26 protein-coding genes and 1 pseudogene are annotated in these 23,079 nt (G+C 45.3%); 8 read left to right on the forward strand and 19 right to left on the reverse strand.

Annotation, left to right across the window (positions count from 1 at the left end):
- The 5 genes and pseudogenes from A3CS_RS0101420 to A3CS_RS01000000110765 form a co-directional block, all read right to left on the reverse strand.
- Window positions 1-162 carry a ferredoxin gene (locus A3CS_RS0101420; RefSeq protein ID WP_005545066.1) on the reverse strand — a complete coding sequence of 54 codons (162 nt, stop codon included), beginning with the start codon at window positions 160-162 and terminating at the stop codon, window positions 1-3.
- Between the two features lie 13 nt (window positions 163-175).
- The gene (dmsD, locus tag A3CS_RS0101425; RefSeq protein WP_005545063.1) at window positions 176-790 is read right to left on the reverse strand and encodes a Tat proofreading chaperone DmsD; all 615 of its coding nucleotides are present in this window, start codon (window positions 788-790) and stop codon (window positions 176-178) included.
- A gap of 47 nt (window positions 791-837) precedes the next feature.
- Window positions 838-1,677 (reverse strand): DmsC/YnfH family molybdoenzyme membrane anchor subunit, encoded by an 840-nt coding sequence (locus A3CS_RS0101430; protein ID WP_005545061.1) that lies wholly within the window; start codon window positions 1,675-1,677, stop codon window positions 838-840.
- Window position 1,678: 1 nt separating this feature from the next.
- Window positions 1,679-2,302: a DMSO/selenate family reductase complex B subunit gene (locus A3CS_RS0101435; protein WP_005545058.1), complete on the reverse strand. Its 624-nt coding sequence runs from the start codon at window positions 2,300-2,302 to the stop codon at window positions 1,679-1,681.
- 10 nt (window positions 2,303-2,312) lie between these two features.
- A pseudogene (locus A3CS_RS01000000110765) lies at window positions 2,313-4,733 on the reverse strand (DMSO/selenate family reductase complex A subunit).
- Between the two features lie 611 nt (window positions 4,734-5,344).
- On the opposite strand from A3CS_RS01000000110765, the gene A3CS_RS1000000111270 reads away from it, so the two are divergent.
- The gene (locus A3CS_RS1000000111270) at window positions 5,345-5,554 is read left to right on the forward strand and encodes a recombinase family protein (protein ID WP_080630339.1); all 210 of its coding nucleotides are present in this window, start codon (window positions 5,345-5,347) and stop codon (window positions 5,552-5,554) included.
- Between the two features lie 89 nt (window positions 5,555-5,643).
- On the opposite strand, the gene A3CS_RS0101445 is transcribed toward A3CS_RS1000000111270, so the two are convergent.
- The 7 genes from A3CS_RS0101445 to A3CS_RS0101480 form a co-directional block, all read right to left on the reverse strand.
- Complete coding sequence (locus tag A3CS_RS0101445; protein ID WP_019518167.1) at window positions 5,644-5,823, reverse strand: hypothetical protein; 180 nt, start codon at window positions 5,821-5,823, stop codon at window positions 5,644-5,646.
- Complete coding sequence (locus A3CS_RS0101450; protein WP_005566968.1) at window positions 5,816-6,070, reverse strand: hypothetical protein; 255 nt, start codon at window positions 6,068-6,070, stop codon at window positions 5,816-5,818. Before A3CS_RS0101450 ends, A3CS_RS0101445 begins: the two co-directional genes overlap by 8 nt.
- Window positions 6,071-7,323: 1,253 nt before the next feature.
- Window positions 7,324-8,082, reverse strand: coding sequence for an energy transducer TonB (locus A3CS_RS0101460; RefSeq protein WP_019518169.1), 759 nt, complete (start codon window positions 8,080-8,082; stop codon window positions 7,324-7,326).
- A 9-nt stretch (window positions 8,083-8,091) separates the two neighbouring features.
- On the reverse strand, window positions 8,092-8,538 hold the full coding sequence (gene exbD / locus A3CS_RS0101465; protein ID WP_005545047.1) for a TonB system transport protein ExbD: 447 nt from the start codon (window positions 8,536-8,538) through the stop codon (window positions 8,092-8,094).
- A gap of 3 nt (window positions 8,539-8,541) precedes the next feature.
- On the reverse strand, window positions 8,542-9,012 hold the full coding sequence (exbB, locus tag A3CS_RS0101470) for a TonB-system energizer ExbB (protein WP_005538526.1): 471 nt from the start codon (window positions 9,010-9,012) through the stop codon (window positions 8,542-8,544).
- A gap of 174 nt (window positions 9,013-9,186) precedes the next feature.
- Entirely contained in the window at window positions 9,187-10,449 is a 1,263-nt protein-coding gene (locus tag A3CS_RS0101475) for an HlyC/CorC family transporter (RefSeq protein WP_005545044.1), read from the reverse strand.
- Between the two features lie 74 nt (window positions 10,450-10,523).
- The gene (locus A3CS_RS0101480) at window positions 10,524-11,318 is read right to left on the reverse strand and encodes a cytochrome C assembly family protein (RefSeq protein ID WP_005545041.1); all 795 of its coding nucleotides are present in this window, start codon (window positions 11,316-11,318) and stop codon (window positions 10,524-10,526) included.
- Window positions 11,319-11,471: 153 nt separating this feature from the next.
- On the opposite strand from A3CS_RS0101480, the gene ffh reads away from it, so the two are divergent.
- Window positions 11,472-12,851, forward strand: a complete 1,380-nt coding sequence (ffh, locus tag A3CS_RS0101485) for a signal recognition particle protein (RefSeq protein WP_005545039.1) — start codon at window positions 11,472-11,474, stop codon at window positions 12,849-12,851.
- A 150-nt stretch (window positions 12,852-13,001) separates the two neighbouring features.
- On the opposite strand, the gene A3CS_RS01000000110770 is transcribed toward ffh, so the two are convergent.
- The 3 genes from A3CS_RS01000000110770 to A3CS_RS0101500 form a co-directional block, all read right to left on the reverse strand.
- A complete protein-coding gene (locus A3CS_RS01000000110770; RefSeq protein ID WP_005575064.1) occupies window positions 13,002-13,235 on the reverse strand; it encodes a hypothetical protein in 234 nt (77 codons plus the stop codon).
- A gap of 236 nt (window positions 13,236-13,471) precedes the next feature.
- Window positions 13,472-14,302 carry an S-formylglutathione hydrolase gene (fghA, locus tag A3CS_RS0101495; protein WP_005545034.1) on the reverse strand — a complete coding sequence of 277 codons (831 nt, stop codon included), beginning with the start codon at window positions 14,300-14,302 and terminating at the stop codon, window positions 13,472-13,474.
- A gap of 14 nt (window positions 14,303-14,316) precedes the next feature.
- Entirely contained in the window at window positions 14,317-15,441 is a 1,125-nt protein-coding gene (locus A3CS_RS0101500; protein ID WP_005545031.1) for an S-(hydroxymethyl)glutathione dehydrogenase/class III alcohol dehydrogenase, read from the reverse strand.
- Between the two features lie 138 nt (window positions 15,442-15,579).
- On the opposite strand from A3CS_RS0101500, the gene A3CS_RS0101505 reads away from it, so the two are divergent.
- The gene (locus tag A3CS_RS0101505; RefSeq protein ID WP_005545029.1) at window positions 15,580-15,987 is read left to right on the forward strand and encodes a MerR family transcriptional regulator; all 408 of its coding nucleotides are present in this window, start codon (window positions 15,580-15,582) and stop codon (window positions 15,985-15,987) included.
- A gap of 113 nt (window positions 15,988-16,100) precedes the next feature.
- Here A3CS_RS0101505 and A3CS_RS0101510 read toward each other — a convergent pair whose 3' ends face one another.
- Genes A3CS_RS0101510 through hflD form a run of 4 tightly spaced genes read right to left on the reverse strand, consistent with a single transcriptional unit; the run spans window position 16,101 to window position 19,074 of the window.
- On the reverse strand, window positions 16,101-16,850 hold the full coding sequence (locus A3CS_RS0101510) for an SDR family oxidoreductase (protein WP_005545027.1): 750 nt from the start codon (window positions 16,848-16,850) through the stop codon (window positions 16,101-16,103).
- Window positions 16,831-17,103 carry a hypothetical protein gene (locus tag A3CS_RS1000000111275; protein WP_080630340.1) on the reverse strand — a complete coding sequence of 91 codons (273 nt, stop codon included), beginning with the start codon at window positions 17,101-17,103 and terminating at the stop codon, window positions 16,831-16,833. The genes A3CS_RS0101510 and A3CS_RS1000000111275 overlap by 20 nt, the downstream gene beginning before the upstream one ends.
- Window positions 17,072-18,439 (reverse strand): adenylosuccinate lyase, encoded by a 1,368-nt coding sequence (gene purB / locus A3CS_RS0101515; protein WP_005545025.1) that lies wholly within the window; start codon window positions 18,437-18,439, stop codon window positions 17,072-17,074. The genes A3CS_RS1000000111275 and purB overlap by 32 nt, the downstream gene beginning before the upstream one ends.
- A gap of 23 nt (window positions 18,440-18,462) precedes the next feature.
- Window positions 18,463-19,074 (reverse strand): high frequency lysogenization protein HflD, encoded by a 612-nt coding sequence (gene hflD, locus A3CS_RS0101520; protein WP_019518170.1) that lies wholly within the window; start codon window positions 19,072-19,074, stop codon window positions 18,463-18,465.
- A gap of 112 nt (window positions 19,075-19,186) precedes the next feature.
- Here hflD and A3CS_RS0101525 point away from each other — a divergent pair, with 112 nt between their 5' ends.
- The 5 genes from A3CS_RS0101525 (at window position 19,187) to apaH (ending at window position 23,056) form a co-directional block, all read left to right on the forward strand.
- Window positions 19,187-19,597 (forward strand): copper chaperone PCu(A)C, encoded by a 411-nt coding sequence (locus A3CS_RS0101525; RefSeq protein ID WP_005545022.1) that lies wholly within the window; start codon window positions 19,187-19,189, stop codon window positions 19,595-19,597.
- A gap of 138 nt (window positions 19,598-19,735) precedes the next feature.
- On the forward strand, window positions 19,736-20,272 hold the full coding sequence (gene pyrR, locus A3CS_RS0101530; RefSeq protein WP_005539986.1) for a bifunctional pyr operon transcriptional regulator/uracil phosphoribosyltransferase PyrR: 537 nt from the start codon (window positions 19,736-19,738) through the stop codon (window positions 20,270-20,272).
- A gap of 72 nt (window positions 20,273-20,344) precedes the next feature.
- On the forward strand, window positions 20,345-21,271 hold the full coding sequence (locus A3CS_RS0101535; protein WP_005545018.1) for a peptidylprolyl isomerase: 927 nt from the start codon (window positions 20,345-20,347) through the stop codon (window positions 21,269-21,271).
- A 78-nt stretch (window positions 21,272-21,349) separates the two neighbouring features.
- The gene (rsmA, locus tag A3CS_RS0101540; protein WP_019518171.1) at window positions 21,350-22,213 is read left to right on the forward strand and encodes a 16S rRNA (adenine(1518)-N(6)/adenine(1519)-N(6))-dimethyltransferase RsmA; all 864 of its coding nucleotides are present in this window, start codon (window positions 21,350-21,352) and stop codon (window positions 22,211-22,213) included.
- Between the two features lie 15 nt (window positions 22,214-22,228).
- Window positions 22,229-23,056, forward strand: coding sequence for a bis(5'-nucleosyl)-tetraphosphatase (symmetrical) ApaH (gene apaH / locus A3CS_RS0101545; RefSeq protein ID WP_005545015.1), 828 nt, complete (start codon window positions 22,229-22,231; stop codon window positions 23,054-23,056).
- The last annotated feature ends 23 nt before the right edge of the window (window positions 23,057-23,079 follow it).

The following is a 23,079-nucleotide window of genomic DNA, read 5'->3' on the forward strand; positions in this document are numbered from 1 at the left end:
TCAAAATAAATCTTCCCGCGCAGCAAACGGCGGGTGATTTGCCGCACGTTGGTTTTCCACGGGCGGATGTTCCACTGCACCGAAAATACCGCGGAATAAGCCCCGTCGGGAAATGGCGTTGTGGCTTAAATATGCCTGATAATAGGTTTCTTTTTTTGGCATATGGCGCTTTCCGTTAACGATAAAAACGAACGGTTGGTACCTCTAAATTTAGGGCTTGTTGCCATTGTTTCAGCGTGGCTAACGTCAATAACGCCAAGCCTCGATAAAACAGGAAATCCTCCAAAGCAGCAAGCAGTTGTAAGCAATGCGGCGCCCAAGTGAGGAAATGGCGGTTGAGAAACTCCCTCATTAAGTGCGGTTGATTTTCCGCCAAATATGCCGCCAGCATTAACATCAGGCCGAGATGATCTTCCGGTTCATTTTGATGAGATTGAAAGGCAATTTGATGACGTTGCAGGAAGGCACGCAGCTCTAACAACGAACTGCCGAAAATCACCGACTCCGGATCCAAATAGACGGAACCCCAAGGCGGCGCAGGCAGCGCATTCGGGCCGATAAACAACGCCTGATATTGTTCAGCAAGCGGTTGCTGTAAACCTTCGGCAAACAGTGCGGTGGTTTTTTCCAACGTTTTTTCATCCACAAAGGGCGCCCATTCCTGCTGCCAATTTTCCCGTTCAAAAAAACACAACACAGAAGCAACCCGCGCGTCATCGGGCGCATAATAAAACGCCGCGCCCAATAACCGCCCTGTGGTGGAAATCCATTGCATTAATCCGTTATCCATAAAAACTCCTGATAAAATGACCGCACTTTTTTAGTTATTGACGACAATTAACCACCTACCGCCATGCCAAGGGTCATGTGCGCAGCATAAAACAAATTGCGTCCCAACATTTCGGCAAACAGCGTCAAAATGGCAGCCAATGCGAGTACACCGATGTTTTTACTGCGGAAAATAAAGAGTGCAGCGAGGGCTAAGCAACAAAAGCGTAGTGCGCTGAAGGCGGCGTAATCCGGCACGAGGGCGGCGGCATTTTGTATAGCGCTGTGAATTTGTGGTAAGGAGAAACCTTGGTAAACTGCGACAATGGCGGCGAATAACACCGCCAGAGCAAATAACCAAGGCAGGGCGCTAAGTTGATAAGTCCGTTGCGGGTTTGCCATAATCAACGCGGAACTTAACGCGATGCCACCCAATGCTACCGTGCCAAAGAACAAGCAGGAGGTCATCGGCGTGTTCCAGGTCGGCACGCTTGGAATGTGGTAAACCTGATCCATGATCACCATAAAAACCAAACCGATAAGGGAGCTTATCACCAGCCACAGTTTGTCGAGTGCAAGAGGCATTTTGCGCATGATGGCAAGCAACCAATACATACCCGCCATAGCAAAGAACAACGCCCCCGACGCGATTTCATTACTCATCATAGATTCGCCCACGCGGTTCAGCGAATTAAACGCGCGGATCGGTGTACCTAAGTGCAACACGGAGGCAGTAAAGCCGATGCCGAGTAAAGCGAGAATCACAAACATGACTTTATGCACATAACGACGGCTCTGCGCATTTAAATTGGTGCAAAGCACGAAGCTAAAAACAAGCCAGGAACCGACCGCACTTTGTGCCAACACGGTGAATACCACCAACGGTAATTCATGTATCACTATGTTCATTTTACACCTCTCCCGGGTTACCTAAGAACCCGTTGGTATCGCCGCTTAGACGTAGACGGGCGTTTTTGTTTGGTTTCACGACCAAATTCGGATGGGTCACTTCTGCCGGAGGCAAGGGTGCAATAGAGACCTGTTCACCATACCTAGCACGCAATTCTTTAATGGGTGCAAAATCAAGAGCGCGCAATGGACAGGCATCCACGCAAATCGGTTTTTGCCCTGCTTTAATACGCGAATAGCAACCGTCACATTTGGTCATGTGACCTTTTTCCGCGTCGAATTGCGGCGCGTCATACGGACACGCCATGTGGCAATAGCGACAGCCAATGCAGATTTCTTCATTCACAATCACAAAACCGTCTGCATTTTTTTGCATGGCGCCTGTCGGGCAAACCTTGGTACAAGCCGGATCGGCGCAATGATTGCATGAAATGGACATATAATAAGCAAACACGTTTTGGAGCCAACAACCGTCCGGCTGTTGGCTCCAGTTGCCACCGGTGTATTCATAAATACGACGGAAATTTACCTCCGTGCCTAAATCTTTGTAATCTTTACAGGCTAATTCACAAGTTTTACAGCCTGTACAGCGATCCGAATCAAAATAAAAACCATATTGTTCCATAATTCACCCCCTACAAGCGTTCCACTTGAACCAAATTAGAATGTTGCGGATTGCCTTTCGCCAGTGGTGACGGGCGTTGGGTGGTCAGCACATTAATACAACCGGAATGGTCGATGCGATCCTTATCCGGTGCATACCACGCTCCTTCGCTTAATGCGACGACCCCCGGAATAATACGCGGAGTCACCTTGACGTTAATACGCACTTCACCACGATCATTAAAAATACGAATCAGATCGCCGTTTTGAATACCACGCGGTTGCGCATCAATGGGGTTCATCCACACTTCCTGCGGATTGGCGGCTTTTAACACATCCACATTACCATAGGTGGAGTGCGTGCGGGCTTTGTAATGGAAACCGCTGAGTTGTAGCGGGTATTTTTCCATGAGCGGATCGCCATAATGCTCGAAGCTTTGCGCATGAACCGGTAACGGATGAATCACTTCATCTTCTGCCAGCTTCTAGGTTTTGGCGATTTCCGCTAGACGGGAGGAATAAATTTCAATTTTGCCGGATGGTGTTTTCAGCGGGTGAGCTTCCGGGTCGTCGCGGAAATCTTTATATGCCACTTTGAAACCGTTCGGATCCACCTTTTTGAAAATCCCTTGTTGTCTGAATTCCTCAAAGGTCGGTAATTCAGGCAGTTTTTCGCGGGATTGTGCATAAATATAGCGTAGCCATTCTTCCTGTGTGCGACCTTCGGTGAATTTGTCTTTTACCCCCATTTTGTCCGCCAAGTCGCTCAACATATCGTAAATCGTGCGACATTCAAAAGACGGTTTAACCACTTGGTCGGCAAAAATCACATACGCCATATTGGAGACGAAAGCGTCCAGTGCAAAATCCATTTGTTCCGAAGTGGTGCAATCCGGCAACAAAATATCGCTGTATTTCGCGGTGGAAGTCATGTGATTATCAATGGTGATGACCATTTCGCATTGGCTGTCGTCCTGCAAAATGTCATGAGTGCGGTTAATTTGCGCGTGCTGATTGATAAGGCAGTTACTTGAATAGTTCCAGATTACTTTAATCGGCGCGGACAGTTTATCTACGCCGCGAATGCCGTCGGTAAGTGCGGTCATTTCCGGTCCCCGAATAATGGCGTCAGTCCACATGAACATCGGAATACTGGCTTTCACCGGATTTTTTAACGTTGGCATTCGCACAAACGGAATGCTGTACGCACTTTCCCGTGCGCCGGTGTTGCCGCCATGAATGCCGACATTACCGGTTAAAATCGGCAGCATGGCAATGGCGCGGGAAATGAGTTCACCGTTACTGCGTCGTTGTGGTCCCCAACCTTGGGAAATAAATGCCGGTTTGGTGCTACCGATTTCACGGGCTAATTTAATAATACGATCCACCGGAATACCGGTGATTTTCGATGCCCACTCCGGAGTTTTGGCTATACCATCATCGCCCTGCCCCAAAATATAGGCTTTGTAATGTCCGTTTTGCGGTGCGCCCTCCGGTAAGGTTTTTTCATCGTAGCCGACACAGTATTTATCAAGGAAGGGCTGATCCACCAAATCTTCGGTAATCATCACATACGCCAGCGCAGAAACCAGTGCCGCATCAGTGCCGGGACGAATCGGAATCCATTCGTCTTCACGCCCGACGCCTGTGTCGGTATAGCGTGGGTCAATTAAAATCATTTTGGCGTTGGAGCGTTGCTTTGCCTGTTCGATACAGTAGGTCAAGCCACCGCCGCTCATGCGTGTCTCGGCGGGATTGTTACCAAACAGTACGATAAGCTTGGTGTTTTCGATGTCCGCCATCCCGTTTCCGAGCGCCCATCCGCCTCCGTAGGTATAATCTAACCCCACAGCAATTTGCGCGGTGCTGTAATCGCCGTAGTGGTTTAAATACCCACCGATACAGTTCATAAAACGCGCCACCATAGTAGAAGCCGGTGGCCAGGATTTGGTCATGGTGCCGCCCAGTGTACCGGTGCCGTAGTTCAAATAAATAGATTCATTGCCGTATTTTGCAATATTACGTTTCAAGGCATCGGCAATTTCTGTTAAAGCTTCATCCCAACTGATGCGTTTGAACTTGCCTTCACCACGTTTTCCTACGCGTTTCATCGGATATTTCAAACGATCGGGATTATAAACACGACGACGCATAGAACGCCCACGTAAACAGGCGCGCACCTGGTGATCCACATTATAAGTTTCCGTGCCTGTATTATCGGTTTCCACATAGGTAATGCGATTATCCTTAACATGCATACGTAACGGGCAACGACTTCCGCAATTGACAGTACAGGCGCTCCATACCACCTTTTCCACACTTTCTTGTTCTTTTTTTAATGTGTTCGTCGCCATCACATTAAACGGCAGGACAATATCCGCCGCTATAATGGCAGCACCTGCCAATGATGACTTAATAAAATCTCGGCGACTAAGTTGGTTAAAATTATTCATAACTATCCCCCTCATACACATTACTAGTAATATCAAGGAGTGATCATTTAACCATTTATGGTGAGTCAAAGAATTTGAAATCGATCACAAAAGATAACCGAGCATCCCAAAAACTGACAAAAACATGATCAAAATCAATAGTTAAAATAAACTACAATGCCTCTTACTTTTCCCTCAAAATGTAAAAGGAATTGATCGTTTTCAGTTTCGTGAAGTTTAATATCTAAAATAGTAATTACTTGTTGAGAGATATTTGAAATTTTTTCGTTGTTCACAATTAAATCCCCTATGGGCTTTGGTTGAAAATTTGCTTTTCACTGTTTGTTTCTTGAGCACTTTAAAAGGGTGAATTATTAAGGCTATAAGCCTTAATGCAGCGAAGCGGTAAACCTGCGGATCTTGCTTGTTGTTGGAAACGTACTGGGCGTGCCGACCTTTCTAGCAGATAACATGCCAATTTCCCCTCCTGCTGAAATCTTACAACATATATCCCATTAAATAACGCTAAAGAGGTCCACAGCAAGCGGCAATGCAAAAATTCGGTCATATAAAACTTTTTTCAGGCAAAGCCGAAAAAAAACGAAGAGCAGCTCAATGAGCTACTTAATTATATTCGAGAGGACGATGCACTTGTCGTTACAAAATTCGATAGACTAGGGAGTAGCCTAAGCCAATGCTTAAAAATGGCAGATTTTTTATTAGAAAACAAAATCGGTTTCATTACATTAAATCAAGCGATAGGCACTACAAAACGCAAGGATCCTATGGCTATACCTATTATAAATAGTAGGTATTTTATACACCATAAAGAATTTTTTTAAAAGTCTTTCACAAGCCTTTTATAAATCTTTTACATATTATTTATAGAAAAAAATAAAAAACGAGCAAAATAACTACCGCTTTCCTACGGTTACCCCATAGATGCAACAGCAGCTTGCTTATATTGCCCCTCATAAACTTCTATTGTCATAGCCGTCCAAATTGTCGGCATAGTATAAATAACTGGTTCGGAACCATAAGATAGAGAATGCTCAATATCATTTCGAGGTTTAAGCATTGCCATTGAAATTGTTAAAAGCTCTCTACTCATCATTTAGTCCTTTTAAAAGTTCGTCCAAATTCAAATTTAACTTACATTTTGCATAATGCAACAAGGCAAGAATAATCACACCTCTAACACGAACATTGATCCAATTTACCTGATAATCTTCGTAAAGTTCATAGAAAAATTCATAGGTGCGATTTTTCTGTATAGCATAAGTACGCCCTGATTTTTGTACATTTGAACCTGTAACAAAATCAAGATAATCAACATAATCAAAGATAGTTAAAATCAATACACATAAATTCTGCCACAGTATTAAATAACGCTGCTTTTTTATTAAGATTAGTAACTTCTAAAAGTTTATCAATCAATCTATATTGAGCTTCTGTAAATCTTACCGTAGATAAATTTAGTGCTTATTTTTTTCGGTTTCTCTTGTTTAATTTCGCCGCTTGAAGCCTGTGAGATAAAAGTGGCGGCGTTTGTTGCGTGAAGATAATCGCTGACAATCTGGCAGCTGGCAGTTAATGCATTGAATAAATGCCTGAATACAACTAATCAACAAAATGAATGGCGCATTCCCTAGCAACGTAAACACATTCCCCAAGAGATAGTATTACACTAGTAGCATACAAAAAATCTACACCAATCAAATTCAGCAAAAGTTAAATAGTTTAAAACTTGAACGTAAACAAATTTTACGCCAATTGGCGATTTTTAAAGGCAAGATGGCAACCTTAAATGAGACCATTAAGATTACGCAAGAATAGCAAGTATGGTAGAATTTAATACTGACCTGTTCATCTGCCGCACCTGCAATGCTTCAAAGATAAGCTCCGTAAAATGCTATTAAGTATTCTACATCAATGCTCTTACCGCACTTTCACCTTGTGAGAAATCTCTGAGCTTACTGTTAAACACGATAACCAAGACATCACAGTCACCAAAGAGCATAAAGATTCCGTGCGCGGAGCATTAATCTTTTTTTCTACATAAAACACCATGAAATTAGCCCGAAAGATGTCAAATGGAAACTCATTACTAATTAAAGTAGCAACCTCAAGCCGATAAAACCCTTCACGTTCAACTAGTCCTTTTTCTCTAATCGCAATAAAATTCGCTTGATTGCCCGGTAATAGTTATCATGAACCTCAACAAGTTGTGGATGACTACGTAAGGCTAATCAGGCTCTGCAATTTCAAAATAAGGCAACTAGTAGTCATTATGCTCTTGTAAAACCTTTGCAATGCAAGGGCAGTTATCAACGATGGAGGTTGAGGGACTTCAGGCATGAATGATATGAGTTCATTGATTTCCTGTGTTAACATATTGACCTATCTTGCAAGTATTTCTTGCTTTGCCTTTAACAGCAGTAATTGCTCAATCGGTTCGTACTTCAAGAACTTTTGTATCACAATAAAAAACCCCTATCAAATGTAATTTTAATAGGGATTTTAGAATTTTTAATAAACTAAATCTTTGTGCAACTGCTACATAATACCGAATTCACCTGAAAAAGTAACCGCACTTTTTATTAGCCGATGCTTAGTTAATTTTGAAACTGATCGGCACGCTGATTGAAGATGAAATCCCCGCCGGGCGCGGACCAATAGAGCGGGCGCTATTGACCGCACTTAACGCCGCATTATCCAAATCTTCCGCGCCTGAACTTTTTACGATGCTCGCCCCACTAATGGAACCATCTGCACCGATGGAGAAAGAAACGGTCACAATGCCTTGCTTACGCATCATTTTGGCACGTGTTGGGTAGCGTTTATGTTTCTCAATTTCACGTCGAATTGCCGATAAATAGGCATTTCTTTCATCGCTGCTGGCGCCACTGCCTGCCAAATTCGGATTATTGGTTGTCACCGGACCGGTTGATGTGGCTTTAGAATTCACCGAAGCATTGGAATCTACCGTTTTGTCACCCACAGGCACATCTGTTCTCGGTTTTTGCTTCGGCTTCTCTTTCGGTTTTTCCTTTGGGTTTTCTTTCGGCTTCTCTTTTGGTTTTTCCGGCTCTTTCGGTTTTTCAACTTTCGGCGGTTCCGGCTTTACCGTCGGGTCATCCACCGTTTCCTGCTTTTCAGGTTCCGGCGCTTTTTCTTCTACCGGTGGCGGTTCAGCTTCCACTTGCGCCATCAGCATTTCCATGGAGATGCTGGTGGACAATTCCCCGACAACGCTATTGGCACTGAAATCTGATTTCTTCACGTGACTCCAAAACAACAAATAAACAATCACAGCATGAATCAGCAGAGACAAAAGCAAACTTAAGAGTGAACGCTTTGCTGTTTGCATAACATTCTCCTAGTTGCTGACCGGCTGCTCTGCAGGTTTGGTGGATTGTTCATAGGCAGGTTTCGGTTTGTCCGCACCATTGTCTTTGGTTGCCACAATCGCTACATCTTTAATTTCATTTTTTGCCAATAAATCGGTGACGGAAACGAAATCCTGGAAAGAGGCCTCGGAATCAATTTTTAGCGTCACTTTTTGCTTTTTATCCCAACCGGCGATTTCACTCTCCAAGCTTTCAAGATTGGTAGGTTTATCGTTGAAATATAATTCACCTTTTGCCGTTACCGTTAACAATTTTGCCAACTCATTGGATTTGAATGCGACGGAAGAACTGGCTTTCGGTACATTCACTTGGATTTTCCCCTGGGAAATGAAAGATGCCGTAATCAGCACAATCGCAAGTAGCACCAACATAATATCAATGAACGGGATAATGTTGATTTCATCAAACTTTTTCACGGGTTATTCCTTATCCTGTTCTTCTTTTTTATGTTGTTGAGAATTTAGTACTTTCCACTTCAGACGGTTCACTTCGACTTTGCGTCCCAAGGCGTTATAGAAAATCATGGAAGGAATCGCCACCAGAATACCCAGTGCGGTGGCTTTTAAGGCCAAAGATAAGTGCAGCATGATTTCACCGGCATCTACTTCACCACCGGATTGACCGATTTGGTAGAAGGTCAGCAAAATCCCGATAACTGTGCCTAAGAGACCCACATAGGGCGCGTTTGCTCCCACAGTAGAAACTATGGTGAGATTACGGTTTAAATCAATTTCAAGTGCATAAATGGTGGAATATTGACTCACTTTAACACGGGATAAAAAGAAGAAACGTTCGATGACCATGGTGAGCATTAATACGCTCATAAACAGTAATAAACCGATAATAATGTAGTCACTATAATTTTGTAAGAATTCAAAAATTTGTGGCATTTGCTTTTCCTTTTTAAATGTGATCTGTTTAAATAAATAGTAGAAAGAGGGGGCAGATCATACCCCTTCCATAACTGATAATCAATCTCATTTATTGTAAAAAAATCTGCGCTTCTTTTTTTAAAAAAAGCGATAAAAACACTTGATCGTTTCTGATTACGTAAACACAAATTCTTATAATTTAATGACCCTCGCCCGCTTAATCATATTCTCACTCACTTCCAACACGGTAACCTGCAAGCCATTAAGTTCACAGACTGTGCCTTCGTGTGGGATTTCTTCCAAATGCTCTAAAATCAAACCGTTAAATGTACGAGCCTCATCCGTATCCAAATTCCAGTGAAACATTTTATTTAAGTCGCGTAAATTAGCAGAGCCATCAATAATAATGGAACCGTCTGATTGTTGAGTAACTTCTTCATCAATAGTCGGTGCGTTGGAAGTGGTAAATTCGCCCACGATTTCTTCCAAAATGTCTTCCAGTGTCACCAAACCTTTAATATCACCGTATTCATCTACCACTAAACCGATACGTTCTTTCCGTTGGCGGAAATTCGCCAACTGTGCTTTTAATGGCGTCCCTTCCGGAATAAAATACACTTTGTCGGCGGCACGAATCAGCGTTTCTTTGGTAAACTCATTTTTTTCCAATAACAAACGGAAGGCTTCGCGCACCCGCAATATACCGAGCACATTTTCATCCATGCTGCCTTTGTATAACACCACGCGGTTATGCGCCGCATGGTTGAGCTGGCGCATAATCGCCTTCCAATCATCATCAATATCAATACTGCCGATTTCATTGCGCGGTACCATAATGTCGTCCACGGTGACGGTATCCATATCCAAAATAGACAACAACATTTGCGGATGTTGCTCATCCGGCGTGGCTTCGCCCGCTTCGCTGACGATACTGCGTAATTCTTCACGGCTGATAACCTGTTTTTTCAGCGCCGGTTTTAAGCCCACCAAACGCATTAAGGTTTTAGTGAACAGATTCATGACCCAAGCTAACGGAGAAAAGATTTTGATCAGCGGGATTAATAAATGGCTGGTGGTCAAGCCCACTTTTTCCGGGTGCATCGCCGCTACAGTTTTTGGAAAAATTTCGGAGAAAATCAGCATGACGAAGGTCAATAGCCCGGTGGCAATCGCCACACCTGCATCGCCGTATAAACGCATTCCGATCACGGTAGCGATGGCGGAAGCACTGACATTAACAAGATTATTGAAAATAAGGATAAAACTTAATAGGTTATCCGGTTTGGCCAACAGTTTTTCCGCTTTTTTCGCGCCTTTATTCCCTTGCTCGGATAAGAAGCGCAGGCGGTATTTATTTAAGGAAAGTAGCCCGGTTTCGGAACCGGAAAAATAGGCGGAAAGCACCAAACACACAATTAAAATGATAAATAACGTACTAAGGGGAATACTGTCCAATGGGAAATCCTTGCATTAATTGAAAATAAAAAATGCGGGAAAAACTCACCGCACTTTTCTCTCATCCTTTGATTTTACACAATCAATCGACTACCAAAGTAAGCAATCGTGAGCAAAATCATACCCGAAATCGCATAAATAATCATCTTTTTTCCACGCCAGCGGTATTTCTTATGCCCCAGAATCGCAATGCCGAACACGATCCAACCGAGCAATGAAAATCCTCCTTTATGAAGATTGTCGGGCGTCATAGCGTGCATCAAATGGTAGGAGCCGGAAATCAAGGTCAGCGTCAGCAATATTTCACCGCTTACCAATAAACGGAAAAAATGGCGTTCCACCGTCATCAGCGGCGGCACCATCGGCGAAAAGTGCATTTTTTTGGCTTTTAAGCGACGGTCAATCCAGCCCAGTTGAATGGCGTATAACGTGGCGATGCAGCATACCGCGTAGGCAAAAATGGACAAGCCGATATGAAATAACATGGAACCGTTTTGATTCAACAGCTGAATAATATGGCTTGGAATAAAAGTGGCACAAACCAAATTAACCATGGAAAAGCAATACACAATTGGCAACACAAACCACATGCTGTTCACCCGCAACATGGCAAGTGTGGCTAAAGAGGCGATAATCACGCTCATCAATGACGCCACTTCCATCAGGGTGAAGGCTTGTCCGTTTGCCAGATCGTTAAGCAGCGGGAATGTAGTGAAAACATGGCAAATAATGGCGAAAAGTGCGGTCAGAAAAAACGGCGTTTTTTTAGGTTGGGTTTGCCCGCCATTGACCTGCGACGTTAATAACATCGGCGTGATAAACAACACGCTGATTAAGTAAAAAATAATTGATAAAACAGCAATCCACATAAATATTATCCCATGTTTCGTTGGCGTTTTATTCTAGCGATATCGGGTTAAAATCGCTATCACTTTATTTCAAGGGTGAAAACGCGCCGAATTTCAGTATAATGAACGGCATTTTACCGATAACCTCTTTCCGATTTAACCACAGGCAATATTATGTTTGAAAATTTATCCGATCGTCTTTCCAAAACCCTGCGCAACATTAGCGGACGCGGGCGTTTAACCGAAGATAACATTAAAGACACGCTGCGCGAAGTGCGCATGGCGTTACTGGAAGCCGATGTGGCGCTCCCGGTGGTACGTGATTTTATTAATAAAGTGAAAGAACGCGCCATCGGTGTGGAAGTGAACAAAAGCCTCACGCCGGGGCAGGAGTTCGTCAAAATCGTCCAAGCCGAACTGGAAGCGGCGATGGGCGAAGCCAACGAAAGCCTGAATTTAGCCGCGCAACCGCCGGCAGTGATTTTAATGGCGGGCTTACAAGGGGCAGGGAAAACCACCAGCGTAGGGAAACTGGCAAAATTTTTGCGTGAACGCCACAAGAAAAAAGTGTTGGTCGTCTCTGCCGACGTGTATCGCCCGGCGGCGATCAAGCAATTGGAAACCCTTGCCCAAGCGGTAAATGCCGATTTCTTCCCGTCCGATGTGAAACAAAATCCGGTGGAGATTGCCAAAGCGGCATTGGCGGAAGCCAAACTGAAATTCTACGATGTGCTGATCGTGGATACGGCGGGTCGTTTGCACGTTGACGGCGAAATGATGGACGAAATCAAACAGGTTCACGCGGCGTTAAACCCTGTCGAAACCCTGTTCACCGTGGACGCCATGACCGGTCAGGACGCGGCGAATACGGCGAAAGCCTTTAACGAAGCGCTCCCGCTCACCGGCGTGATCCTCACTAAAGTGGATGGTGATGCGCGCGGCGGGGCGGCGTTATCCATTCGTCAAATTACCGGCAAACCGATTAAATTCCTTGGGGTGGGCGAAAAAACCGATGCGTTGGAGCCTTTCCATCCCGATCGCGTAGCATCACGTATTCTCGGCATGGGGGACGTGCTTTCCTTAATTGAAGATTTGGAACGCTCCGTTGACCGCGAAAAAGCGGAAAAAATGGCGCAAAAATTTAAGAAAGGCGACGATTTTACCCTGGAAGATTTCCGCGAACAGTTACGCGAAATGAAAAAAATGGGTGGCATGATGTCCATGCTGGAAAAATTACCGGGCGCGAAAAACCTGCCGGATCATGTGAAAAATCAAGTGGATGACAAAATGTTCAACAAATTGGAAGCCATCATCAATTCCATGACCTTAAAAGAACGTGCTAATCCCGACATTATCAAAGGCTCCCGTCGTCGCCGTATTGCCCTCGGCTCCGGCACGCAGGTACAAGATGTCAACAAATTGCTCAAACAATTCGACGAAATGCAACGCATGATGAAGAAAATGCGCAAAGGCGGCATGGCGAAAATGATGCGTGGTATGCAAGGCTTAATGGGCGGCGGACTTGGCGGGTTAGGCGGAATGTTCAGACGTTAGCTATCACCCTCAACCATCATGAAAACAAAAAAGTGCGGTCATTTTAAAAAACGTTTTTTAGAATGACCGCACTTTTGTTATAGCCAGACAACGTCTGGCTATAAAAAGAACCTCATACACCGCGTATGGGGCTTTGCTTTCAGAGGGGGATTATTTCACGCTTTCCCACCAAGCTTCTTTTCGCAGCTCGGCGTTGATTTGGAAAATCTGCCCGATGCGTGGGGTAGAAATATTAAAGCCTGCTTCGTTAGTGGATTTGGTGAATCGAACAATCGGTTTTTTCACGAGTGATTGTCTAGGTCGAATTTGCCCGTGGGAGGGGTTGATCATTTTCCATGCCCAACCGAGCAATGAGGTTTGCTCTTCTTTTGTGGCAGTACGCACAGGGAGTACTTTCGGATTGTTAAATTTCGTGCCGCCTACATTTTAGCAAGGCTTGCAGCATCAGGTGTGCTGCCCCAAACAGGGTGATAGTTTAAAAACACCTAGCCCGCTGCGCCAAAATCATGAGTCATTTGATGATTTTCATGAATAGACTCATTAAAATTCCTTAAATAATAAGGGATATGAACGCTTCATTTCACTGCACTTTGATGGAAAATTTAGCCTCGCTAGAGCTGTTAATCAGCTAAACACTGCGCATGATACGCAATATGTTCCCCAATAAAACTGGCGATGAAATAATAGCTATGGTCGTAGCCTTTGTGGAAACGTACGTCCACAGGTTGATTGGCTTTACGGCAGGTTTCGATAAACTCTTCGGTGCGTAATTGTGTCGCTAAAAACTCGTCGTCTAGCCCCTGATCAATCCGCATCTCTTTGAGTTTAAAACCTTGTTTGATGAGCGAGTTGGCATCATATTGCTGCCATTTTTTACGATCTTCGCCTAAATATGCCGAAAACGCTTTTTCTCCCCAAGGCACGAGGCTCGGCGCAAGAATCGGGGAAAACGCCGATACGCTTTGATAACGCTCAGGATTGCGTAATGCCAACACCAATGACCCATGTCCGCCCATGGAATGTCCCATAATGGCTTGCTTGCCATTGGTCGGGAAATGTTGCTCAATCAAGCTTGGTAATTCATTTAAAATGTAATCATACATATGATAATGCGTCTGCCAAGTCGATTGGGTTGCGTTCAAATAGAACCCAGCACCTTGCCCTAAATCATACGCTGCATCGTTCGGCACTTCTTTACCACGCGGGCTGGTATCTGGCGCGACCACAATCACTTGATGTTCTGCGGCATAACGCTGAAAACCTGATTTGGTGATGAAATTTTGCTCGGTGCAGGTTAAGCCAGAAAGCCAATAAATCACACCAAGCGGTCGATTTTCCGGATTAGGTGGCAAATAAACCGCCACCTTCATCTCGCATTGTAAAGTTTGGGCAAAATGCGTCCAAACTTGTTGCTCGCCACCAAAACTTTGGTGTTGTTCAATTTTTTCCATAATCAAGCCGTTTTTTAATAGTGAATCACGGTACGAATGGATTTACCTTCGTGCATCAAATCAAAGGCTTTGTTGATTTGATCTAATGTCATGGTATGAGTCACGAACGGTTTTAAATCAATTTCGCCTTTCATCGAATCATCCACCATTTTTGGCAATTGGGTGCGACCTTTCACGCCACCAAATGCCGAACCTTTCCATACACGCCCAGTCACTAATTGGAATGGACGGGTTGAAATTTCCTGTCCCGCACCGGCCACACCAATAATGATCGATTGCCCCCAGCCGCGGTGTGAGCTTTCTAAGGCTTGGCGCATCACGTTTACGTTGCCGATACATTCAAAGGTATGGTCGATGCCCCATTTGTTGATGTCTAACAACACATCTTTAATCGGTTTATCGTAATCGTTCGGGTTTAAACAATCGGTCGCGCCGAATTGTTTTGCCAATTCAAATTTAGCGGGATTAGTATCAATGGCAATAATACGACCTGCTTTCGCTTGACTGGCGCCTTGCACCACCGCCAAACCAATCGCGCCTAAACCAAACACCGCTACAGAATCGCCTTCCTGCACTTTTGCGGTGTTGTGTACCGCGCCAATCCCCGTGGTCACGCCACAGCCGAGCAAACAAACGTGTTCGTGGTTGGCTTCAGGATTGATTTTTGCTAAAGACACTTCGGCCACCACCGAATATTCACTGAAAGTTGAGCAGCCCATGTAGTGATAAATTGGCTGACCTTGGTAAGAAAAACGCGTGGTACCATCAGGCATGAAGCCTCTGCCTTGGGTATCGCGAACCGCCACGCATAAATTAGTTTTTCCTGAACGGCAAAATTCGCATTCGCCACATTCTGCGGTGTAAAGTGGAATCACGTGATCGCCTTCTTTCACGCTGGTTACGCCTTCGCCCACAGCCACCACCACGCCCGCGCCTTCGTGACCGAGCACCACAGGGAATACGCCTTCAGGATCTTGCCCTGAAAGGGTGAACGCGTCGGTATGGCAAACGCCCGTGTGGGTGTTGCGAATTAACACTTCGCCTTTGCGCGGCATTTCTACGTCAATTTCAACAATTTGTAACGGTTGATTCGGCGCAAATGCCACCGCAGCGCGAGATTTAATGCTTTTAATTTCCATCGCTATTCCTTCATAACTAATTGATAAAATGAACTTGACGCAATCTGCTTGATTCATCAAGATGACAGGCAGTTTACACCTTAGAGTTTACTCTAATGCAAGCATTTTTTTCACATTTTTAGTCTTAAAGGAGAAAAAATGAGCTACACCACCGCACAAGCCGCCCAAAAAATGGGCATTTCCGCCCATACATTACGCTTTTACGATAAAGAAGGCTTACTGCCGAATGTGGGGCGTGATGAACACGGCAATCGCCGCTTCACCGACAACGATTTACAATGGCTTAGCCTGCTGCAATGTTTAAAAAACACAGGCATGAGTTTAAAAGACATTAAACGCTTTGCCAAATGCACAACTATTGGCAATAGCACTATTGAAGAACGCCTTGCCCTTTTTGAAAATCAAACCCAAAACGTGAAGCAACAAATTTCAGAATTGAAACGTTATTTGAGCTTATTGGAATATAAAGTTGCCTTTTACCAACAAGCAAAAGCCTTAGGTTCTGTACAGGCTGTGGCAAAAATGATGCCGGAGATTCCAAAATAACAGTGCGGCGGGAGTTAAAGCGATGTTAAAAACTCTCCAAAAACAAACCGCACTTTGAGTTTTCATTATGAAAGTTACTAAAGTGCGGTTAATTTTTTCGATATTTTAAGCGATTACCAAGGCTGCGTGGTCGGCCCTAAGGTAAATTCACTAATATTGGTATCTGCCGGTTGTGAAAGTGCAAATGCCACTACATTTGCCACGCGTTCGGCAGGAATTTCAAAGGTATCGTAAAGCTCTCGGTAACCCTTTGAAGTATCTTCGTTGGTGATGTGATCCACCAATTCGGATTGCACTGCCGCAGGATAAATAGTTGCCGTGCGAACGTTGGTGCCTGCTTGCGCCGATTCCATACGCAAACCTTCCATAATCGCTTTCACCGCCCATTTGGTACCGCAGTAAACGCTTGCACCCGGGTACACTTTCAAGCCGGCCACGGAAGACACCGCCAAGATATGCCCTGATTTTTGTGCTTCAAAGGTTGGTAATACCGCCGCGCTGCCGTTTAACACGCCTTTGATGTTTACGTCCACCATGGCATTCCAATTGTTGGTTTCCAGCGCAGAAAGCGGTGAGTTCGGCATTAAGCCCGCGTTCAAGAAAATCGCGTCCACTTTGCCGAAGGTTGCTTTTGCGAGTTCAACCAGTGCAGCGTTATCTTCCGCTTTCACCACGTCGGTGACACGATAAATCGCTTCGCCGCCTTTTGCCGTGATGTTGTCCACAATGGCTTGCAGCTTCGCTTCACGACGCGCGCCTAACACCAATTTCGCGCCGTTTTCAGCTAATTTGTATGCGGTGGCTTCACCAATGCCTGAAGAGGCGCCGGTGATAATCACGACTTTACCTTTGATATTGTTCATATTGTTTCTCCTCTCTTGTAAAAGCCACAAAGTGGCTTGGATTAAATAACCTCATATCACATGGATAAATCATTGCAAAAACGCCGGAAAAAACAACCGCACCCATTTTAATTTCACGTACTTTTCTTCTAAAACCATCTATTATCCGTTCTTCATGCCATAAAGTGCGGTTATTTTCTGCGGTGTTTTTAAGAGCGCATTGAATACGTCCTTTTTGTTGTTTACAGTTTTTCCACCAGCTCCACAGCGGCACCGATGTAGCCGGCAGGGGTAAGTTGTTGCAGGCGGGCTTTTTCTTCCGCTGGGATGGCTAATTTCTCAATGAAATCAAACATGGCTTGGGCATCCACGCGTTTGCCACGAGTCAATTCTTTCAGTTTTTCGTATGGTTTTTCAATGCCATAACGACGCATCACGGTTTGAATCGGTTCGGCAAGCACTTCCCAGTTTTGATCCAATTCTTCGCGTAAATGGGCTTCATTCACTTCCAGTTTGCTGATGCCTTTCTGTGTCGCCGCATAGGCGATTAAACAATAGCCCAAGCCCACGCCGAGGTTACGTAACACGGTAGAATCTGTAAGATCGCGCTGCCAGCGGGAAATCGGCAGTTTGCTGCCTAAGTGCGCCATCACGGCATTTGCCAAGCCAAGGTTGCCTTCGGAGTTTTCAAAGTCAATCGGGTTGACTTTGTGCGGCATGGTGGAGGAGCCGATTTCGCCCGCGAGGGTGCGTTGTTTAAAGTGATTTAAGGCGATGTAGCCCCACAGGTCGCGGTCGAAATCAATAATGATGGTGTTGAAGCGTGCCACGCAATCAAACAGCTCGGCAATGTAATCATGGGGTTCGATTTGGGTGGTGTACGGGTTCCAGGTCACCCCCAAAGAGGTAACGAATTCTTCGCTTAATTTATGCCAGTCAATGTTTGGATAGGCGGATAAATGGGCGTTATAGTTGCCTACCGCGCCGTTAATTTTGCCCAAAATTTCAAGCGTTTGTAATTGTTTATATTGGCGTCTTAAACGATATACCACATTTGCCATTTCTTTGCCCACAGTGGTCGGTGAGGCAGGCTGTCCGTGTGTGCGGGAAAGCAGCGGAATGCGTTTATATTGCTCGGCAAGTGCGGTGATTTTTTCGATTAAATTTAACCATGCCGGTAACAGCACATTATCCCGCGCGGTGCTTAACATCAGGGCGTGGGACAGGTTATTAATGTCTTCGGATGTGCAGGCAAAATGGATAAATTCACTGATTGCCGCCAATTCCGGCAACGCTGCGCTTTTTTCTTTGAGGAAATATTCCACCGCTTTTACGTCGTGATTGGTGGTTTTTTCGATGTCTTTAATGCGTTGTGCATCAATTATGCTGAAATTTTCTACGATGCTGTCAAGGTAATCGTTTGCTTCCTGCGACAAAGAAGGCACTTCCGTGATTTGTGCGGTCGCCGCCAGTTTTTGCAGCCAACGAACTTCTACCGTTACACGGAATTTTAATAAACCGAATTCGCTGAAAATGCTGCGTAATTCGGCGGTTTTATCCTGATAACGTCCGTCAATGGGGGAGAGTGCGGTTAATGCGCTGAGTTGCATAGCGTGAAGCTCCATGAGTTAAATTAAAGAGAAGAGAGAATTTGTTGTGCGGTGGCGGCGATTTTGCCCCGAAAGAACAACAACTGCCATTTGGTGCCGCCCACCTGTTGCCATAAAATCGCCGCGCGAATGCCGGCTAACAAGGCGGCACGAATGCGATTTTGCGTGCCCACTTGTTGCAAATATTGAGTGACGCCGGTGATTTGAATACGACGACCCAGCGGGCTGATCACATCCACATAAATGCCGGCGAAGTTGGATAACATTTGTTCATCCAGCAAATGATAGTGTTCCAGTTGTGTCGGTAAATATTGCACGCGACGCGCCAGTTCCTGCTTGGCCTCCGGGGTTTTATTCAATTTTCCTGCCAATGCCAACAAACTCAACCAATAACGCCCAAGTTCCGGTTCGCTACCGTTGAGTTGCTCACACAGGGTGGTTAAGCCCGGTTTCAGATGGTTCTCAGCGCCACCGAATACATCTAACGTGGTTTGCGGTGCAGTTTGCAATAAGCTGTTCAGGGAAATTTCCAGCGCCTGTTGATCGGCTTCGCCGTTTAACGCCAGTTGTTGAGCTAATTTTGCCGCCTGGCATACGCCGGCAAGGGCGAGGGTAATGTCGTAATAATTTGCCATTGGGGTTTTAAATTGAATTGAGTCATCGGGAAATCGGGCGCTAATATAGCATTTTTCTGTTATAGTTTAAAGGTAATCGGCACCGCCGACCAACATGAAAAAGGAGAAAACCATGCAAGCTATTTTAAAAACGCCGTTAATTTTAACCGCACTTTTGCCCTTCTGTGTGAGCGCAAAAATCAGCGTAGAAAACGCCACTGTCTTCGCCACCCAAAGCCCTGATGAACCTTCGGCAATTTTCATGAATTTACACAATGACGGCAGGGAACCGGTTAATCTTGCTTTCGCACAAAGCCCCCGGGCGGCGCGTCTTGAATTGCACGGTACGCAACATGGCAAAATGCTCACCTTGTCCGGCATTGAAATTCCTGCCAACGGCAACGTGCAATTAAAACGCGGCGGCTTGCATATTATGGTGTTTGAAGCCGCGAAAACGTTACAGGCGGGAGAAAAGTTTCCATTGGAATTGATGTTTGATAACGGCGAGCGGGTTGTGGTTGAGGCGAATGTGGTGGGACACTGATTTTTTCTTTGGAAAAGTGCGGTCGGTTTTTATTGCGTTTCTTTTGGTGGTTTGCTTGATACAAGTAAAGAAAACTCACCGTATTTGTGATATTGTAGCCTGCATCTTAGTCTTCAACACAACACATTCGCAAACCTTATGGAAAAAATCATTATTGACGAAAATCAGTTCCTTCGAACCATTTCCCGTATTTCTCATGAAATCATTGAAAAACACCAATATTTAGATAATTTAGTTATTGTCGGAATTAAACGGCGGGGAGCGGAAATTGCGGAACTGATTAAGAATAAAATTAAATTGTTAACGCAAACCGACATTCCCGCTTTTGACTTGGATATTACCTTTTATCGCGATGATCTTGAACATGTACAGGAAGATCAAGTGCCGGTTTACAGTGGCGCGTCGGATTTTATTAATATTCAACACAAAGAAGTGATTTTAGTGGATGATGTACTGTTTACCGGTCGCACGATTCGCGCGGCATTGGATGCCTTGGTTGATTTCGGGCGGGCGGCGAAAGTGGAATTGGTGATCTTTGTGGACCGTGGTCATCGTGAATTGCCGATTCGCGCCGACTATGTGGGAAAAAACGTGCCGACCAGTCGAAGCGAAAATATTCAGGTGCGCACCATGAAGTTCGACCAATGCTATGAAGTAGCGCTGCTGTCCAAATAAAGTTTGTGAACCTTTAGCTAAATTAATAATCTAACCAATAATTTTAAACCCTATAACGGAATATTAATGAAGATGAATTTAAAATCTGTTTTGTTTGCCGCAATCGGCTTTTTTGTGTTAGCTGCCCATGTTCACGCCGAGGAAAAAGTGGTCGCTACCGTTAATGGCATTCCCATATTGGAAAGTCAGGTGCAGAGTGCGATCAATAAGAAAACCAATGATCGTCAGGCGGCACTAAATAAAGTCATCGATGATATTCTGGTGGACCAGGCGGTGAAAGAATCCGACGTGAAAGTAAATAACGCGCAAATCGATCAAATTATTGAAGGCATTGCAGCGCAAAACGGCTTAACTTTCGGTCAATTATTGGATGCATTGGATTATCAGGGCATTAGCTATCGCGCTTATCGTCAGCAAATTGCACAGCAGGTGATGATGTCCGAAGTGCGTAACCACGCTATCAGCCAAAGTGTGGATGTGTCCCGCGAACAGGTTGAAGTGCTTGCCAAGAAAATGTTGGATGAAGCGAAAGCCAAGGGCAGCGTAGCTCAGATCTCCGACACGCAATATGAAGTACGTCATATCTTACTGAAACTGAACCCGTTATTAAATGATGCACAAGCCAAGGCGCAACTTGAACAAATCCGAGCGGACATCATTGTCGGTAAAACCACCTTTGCCGATGCCGCGTTGAAATATTCCAAAGATTATTTGTCCGGCGCCAACGGCGGTAGCTTGGGTTATGCCTTTCCGGAAATGTACGTCGGTCCGTTTAACCAAGCGGTGCGCACCACCAAACCGGGCGTCATCAGCGCGCCGTTTAAAACCGAATTCGGTTGGCACATTCTGGAAGTGACCAACACCCGTCAGGCGGATCGTACGGAAGATGCCTATCGCCAAAAAGCCTACGAGCAAATTGTCAATCAACAATTACAGGATTCCGCACTCGACTGGGTGCAGGCACTGCGTAAACGAGCAGATATTAAATACATAAATTAACCGAAATCCCGACCCTAAGGTCGGGATTTTGCTTTATAATACACCGCACTTTTCGTTATTTTTATAAGATCCTATTCAATGAATTCAAAAAAGCATTTAGGCCATACGGCGCGTAAGCGGTTCGGGCAGAATTTTTTGCATGACAACAACGTTATTCAAAATATCGTGGCGGCAATTTATCCGCAGCCGAATCAGTTTTTAGTGGAAATCGGTCCCGGTTTGGGCGCGTTGACGGAGCCTGTGGCGGAACAGGTGGAGCATCTGACCGTGCTGGAGTTTGACCGTGATTTGGCGGAGCGTTTGCGCCACCATCCGTTTTTAAATCAAAAGTTTACAGTTATCGAAACCGACGCCATGCAGTTCGATTTTTCCGCTCTTTATGAACAGGAACAGCTGGCGGAGAAGGGACAAAAACTGCGCGTGTTCGGTAACCTGCCTTACAACATTTCCACGCCGTTAATGTTCCATTTGTTTCACTATCACCACATTATTCAAGATATGCATTTCATGTTGCAGAAAGAAGTGGTGAAACGCCTGTGTGCCGCACCGAACAGCAAAGCTTACGGACGACTGACTATTATGGCGCAATATTTCTGTCAGGTTATGCCGGTGCTGGAAGTGCCGCCGAGTGCGTTTAAACCGGTGCCGAAAGTGGATTCGGCGGTGGTGCGTTTGATTCCGCACGCCACATTGCCGCACCCGGTGAAAGACTTATATTGGCTCAATCGTGTGTGTTCACAAGCGTTCAATCAGCGCCGTAAAACCTTACGCAATGCTTTTTCGGGGTTATTTTCAGCGGGAAATCTGACCGCACTTGGGATCGATTTGAATGCCCGCGCGGAAAATCTCAGCATCGCCGATTATGCGCGGTTGGCGAACTGGTTGGCGGACAATCCGCCGGCGGATGTGAATAAAGAGGATGTGACGGATTCGGACGAGTAAAAAGAGCGGTCAAAAATGGCGACATATTTAATCGGCGATTTGCACGGTTGCTATGATGAATTTCAAATGCTGTTGGAAAGGGTACGCTTTGATCCCGCGCAGGATACGCTGTATTTAACGGGCGATTTGCTGGCGCGCGGAGATAACTCTTTGGCATGCCTGCGTCTGGTGAAATCCTTGGGAAATGCGGCGCGTACCGTGTTAGGCAACCACGATTTACATTTTATTTCCACCGCACTTGGGGTGAAAAAAATTAAACCGCGCGATCGCGTAGATGCCATTTTTGCTGCCGAAGATTTCTTTGAACTGGTGAACTGGCTGCGTTGCCAGCCTTTGTTGATTCACAACCCCGCGCAGAATTTCGTGCTTGTGCATGCAGGGATTTCGCCCGATTGGGATTTGACCGCCGCCAAAGTCTGCGCCAATGAAGTGGAAAATGTGTTACGCCACGGCAATTATCGCTATCTGGTGGAAAATATGTATGCCGAACAGCCCGATCGTTGGTCGCCGCATTTACAGGGGCTGGACCGCCTGCGTTACAGCATCAACGTGCTCACCCGTATGCGTTTTTGCTATCTCGATCATCGGTTGGATTTCGCCTGCAAGCTGTCAATTAAGGACGCGCCGAAAGCGCTTGCACCTTGGTTTGCCTTGGATAATCCGCTGTATCAAACGGGAAATATTGTTTTTGGTCATTGGGCAAGTTTAGTGGATGAAACCACTCCGCCGAACATTTACGCCCTCGATACCGGCTGCGTCTGGGGCAATCGCTTAACCATGCTACGTTGGGAAGACAAGCAATATTTCACTCAAAGTGCGGTGAAAAAAAGCAACGCTTTTTAAACGTTGGCTCAGCCAACGGCCCC

Origin of the sequence: Aggregatibacter actinomycetemcomitans DSM 8324 (assembly GCF_000372365.1) — a bacterium.
GTDB classification, from domain to species: Bacteria; Pseudomonadota; Gammaproteobacteria; order Enterobacterales; family Pasteurellaceae; genus Aggregatibacter; species Aggregatibacter actinomycetemcomitans.

What these genes read in the sequence shown, in the direction of transcription:
- A3CS_RS0101420 (WP_005545066.1), bottom strand. Translation starts at nt 162, where the DNA reads ATGCCAAAAAAAGAAACCTATTATCAGGCATATTTAAGCCACAACGCC.
- dmsD (WP_005545063.1), bottom strand. Translation starts at nt 790, where the DNA reads ATGGATAACGGATTAATGCAATGGATTTCCACCACAGGGCGGTTATTG.
- A3CS_RS0101430 (WP_005545061.1), bottom strand. Translation starts at nt 1,677, where the DNA reads ATGAACATAGTGATACATGAATTACCGTTGGTGGTATTCACCGTGTTG.
- A3CS_RS0101435 (WP_005545058.1), bottom strand. Translation starts at nt 2,302, where the DNA reads ATGGAACAATATGGTTTTTATTTTGATTCGGATCGCTGTACAGGCTGT.
- A3CS_RS0101445 (WP_019518167.1), bottom strand. Translation starts at nt 5,823, where the DNA reads ATGAGTAGAGAGCTTTTAACAATTTCAATGGCAATGCTTAAACCTCGA.
- A3CS_RS0101460 (WP_019518169.1), bottom strand. Translation starts at nt 8,082, where the DNA reads ATGCAAACAGCAAAGCGTTCACTCTTAAGTTTGCTTTTGTCTCTGCTG.
- exbB (WP_005538526.1), bottom strand. Translation starts at nt 9,012, where the DNA reads ATGCCACAAATTTTTGAATTCTTACAAAATTATAGTGACTACATTATT.
- A3CS_RS0101480 (WP_005545041.1), bottom strand. Translation starts at nt 11,318, where the DNA reads ATGTGGATTGCTGTTTTATCAATTATTTTTTACTTAATCAGCGTGTTG.
- ffh (WP_005545039.1), top strand. Translation starts at nt 11,472, where the DNA reads ATGTTTGAAAATTTATCCGATCGTCTTTCCAAAACCCTGCGCAACATT.
- fghA (WP_005545034.1), bottom strand. Translation starts at nt 14,302, where the DNA reads ATGGAAAAAATTGAACAACACCAAAGTTTTGGTGGCGAGCAACAAGTT.
- A3CS_RS0101500 (WP_005545031.1), bottom strand. Translation starts at nt 15,441, where the DNA reads ATGGAAATTAAAAGCATTAAATCTCGCGCTGCGGTGGCATTTGCGCCG.
- A3CS_RS0101505 (WP_005545029.1), top strand. Translation starts at nt 15,580, where the DNA reads ATGAGCTACACCACCGCACAAGCCGCCCAAAAAATGGGCATTTCCGCC.
- A3CS_RS0101510 (WP_005545027.1), bottom strand. Translation starts at nt 16,850, where the DNA reads ATGAACAATATCAAAGGTAAAGTCGTGATTATCACCGGCGCCTCTTCA.
- purB (WP_005545025.1), bottom strand. Translation starts at nt 18,439, where the DNA reads ATGCAACTCAGCGCATTAACCGCACTCTCCCCCATTGACGGACGTTAT.
- hflD (WP_019518170.1), bottom strand. Translation starts at nt 19,074, where the DNA reads ATGGCAAATTATTACGACATTACCCTCGCCCTTGCCGGCGTATGCCAG.
- A3CS_RS0101525 (WP_005545022.1), top strand. Translation starts at nt 19,187, where the DNA reads ATGCAAGCTATTTTAAAAACGCCGTTAATTTTAACCGCACTTTTGCCC.
- pyrR (WP_005539986.1), top strand. Translation starts at nt 19,736, where the DNA reads ATGGAAAAAATCATTATTGACGAAAATCAGTTCCTTCGAACCATTTCC.
- A3CS_RS0101535 (WP_005545018.1), top strand. Translation starts at nt 20,345, where the DNA reads ATGAATTTAAAATCTGTTTTGTTTGCCGCAATCGGCTTTTTTGTGTTA.
- rsmA (WP_019518171.1), top strand. Translation starts at nt 21,350, where the DNA reads ATGAATTCAAAAAAGCATTTAGGCCATACGGCGCGTAAGCGGTTCGGG.
- apaH (WP_005545015.1), top strand. Translation starts at nt 22,229, where the DNA reads ATGGCGACATATTTAATCGGCGATTTGCACGGTTGCTATGATGAATTT.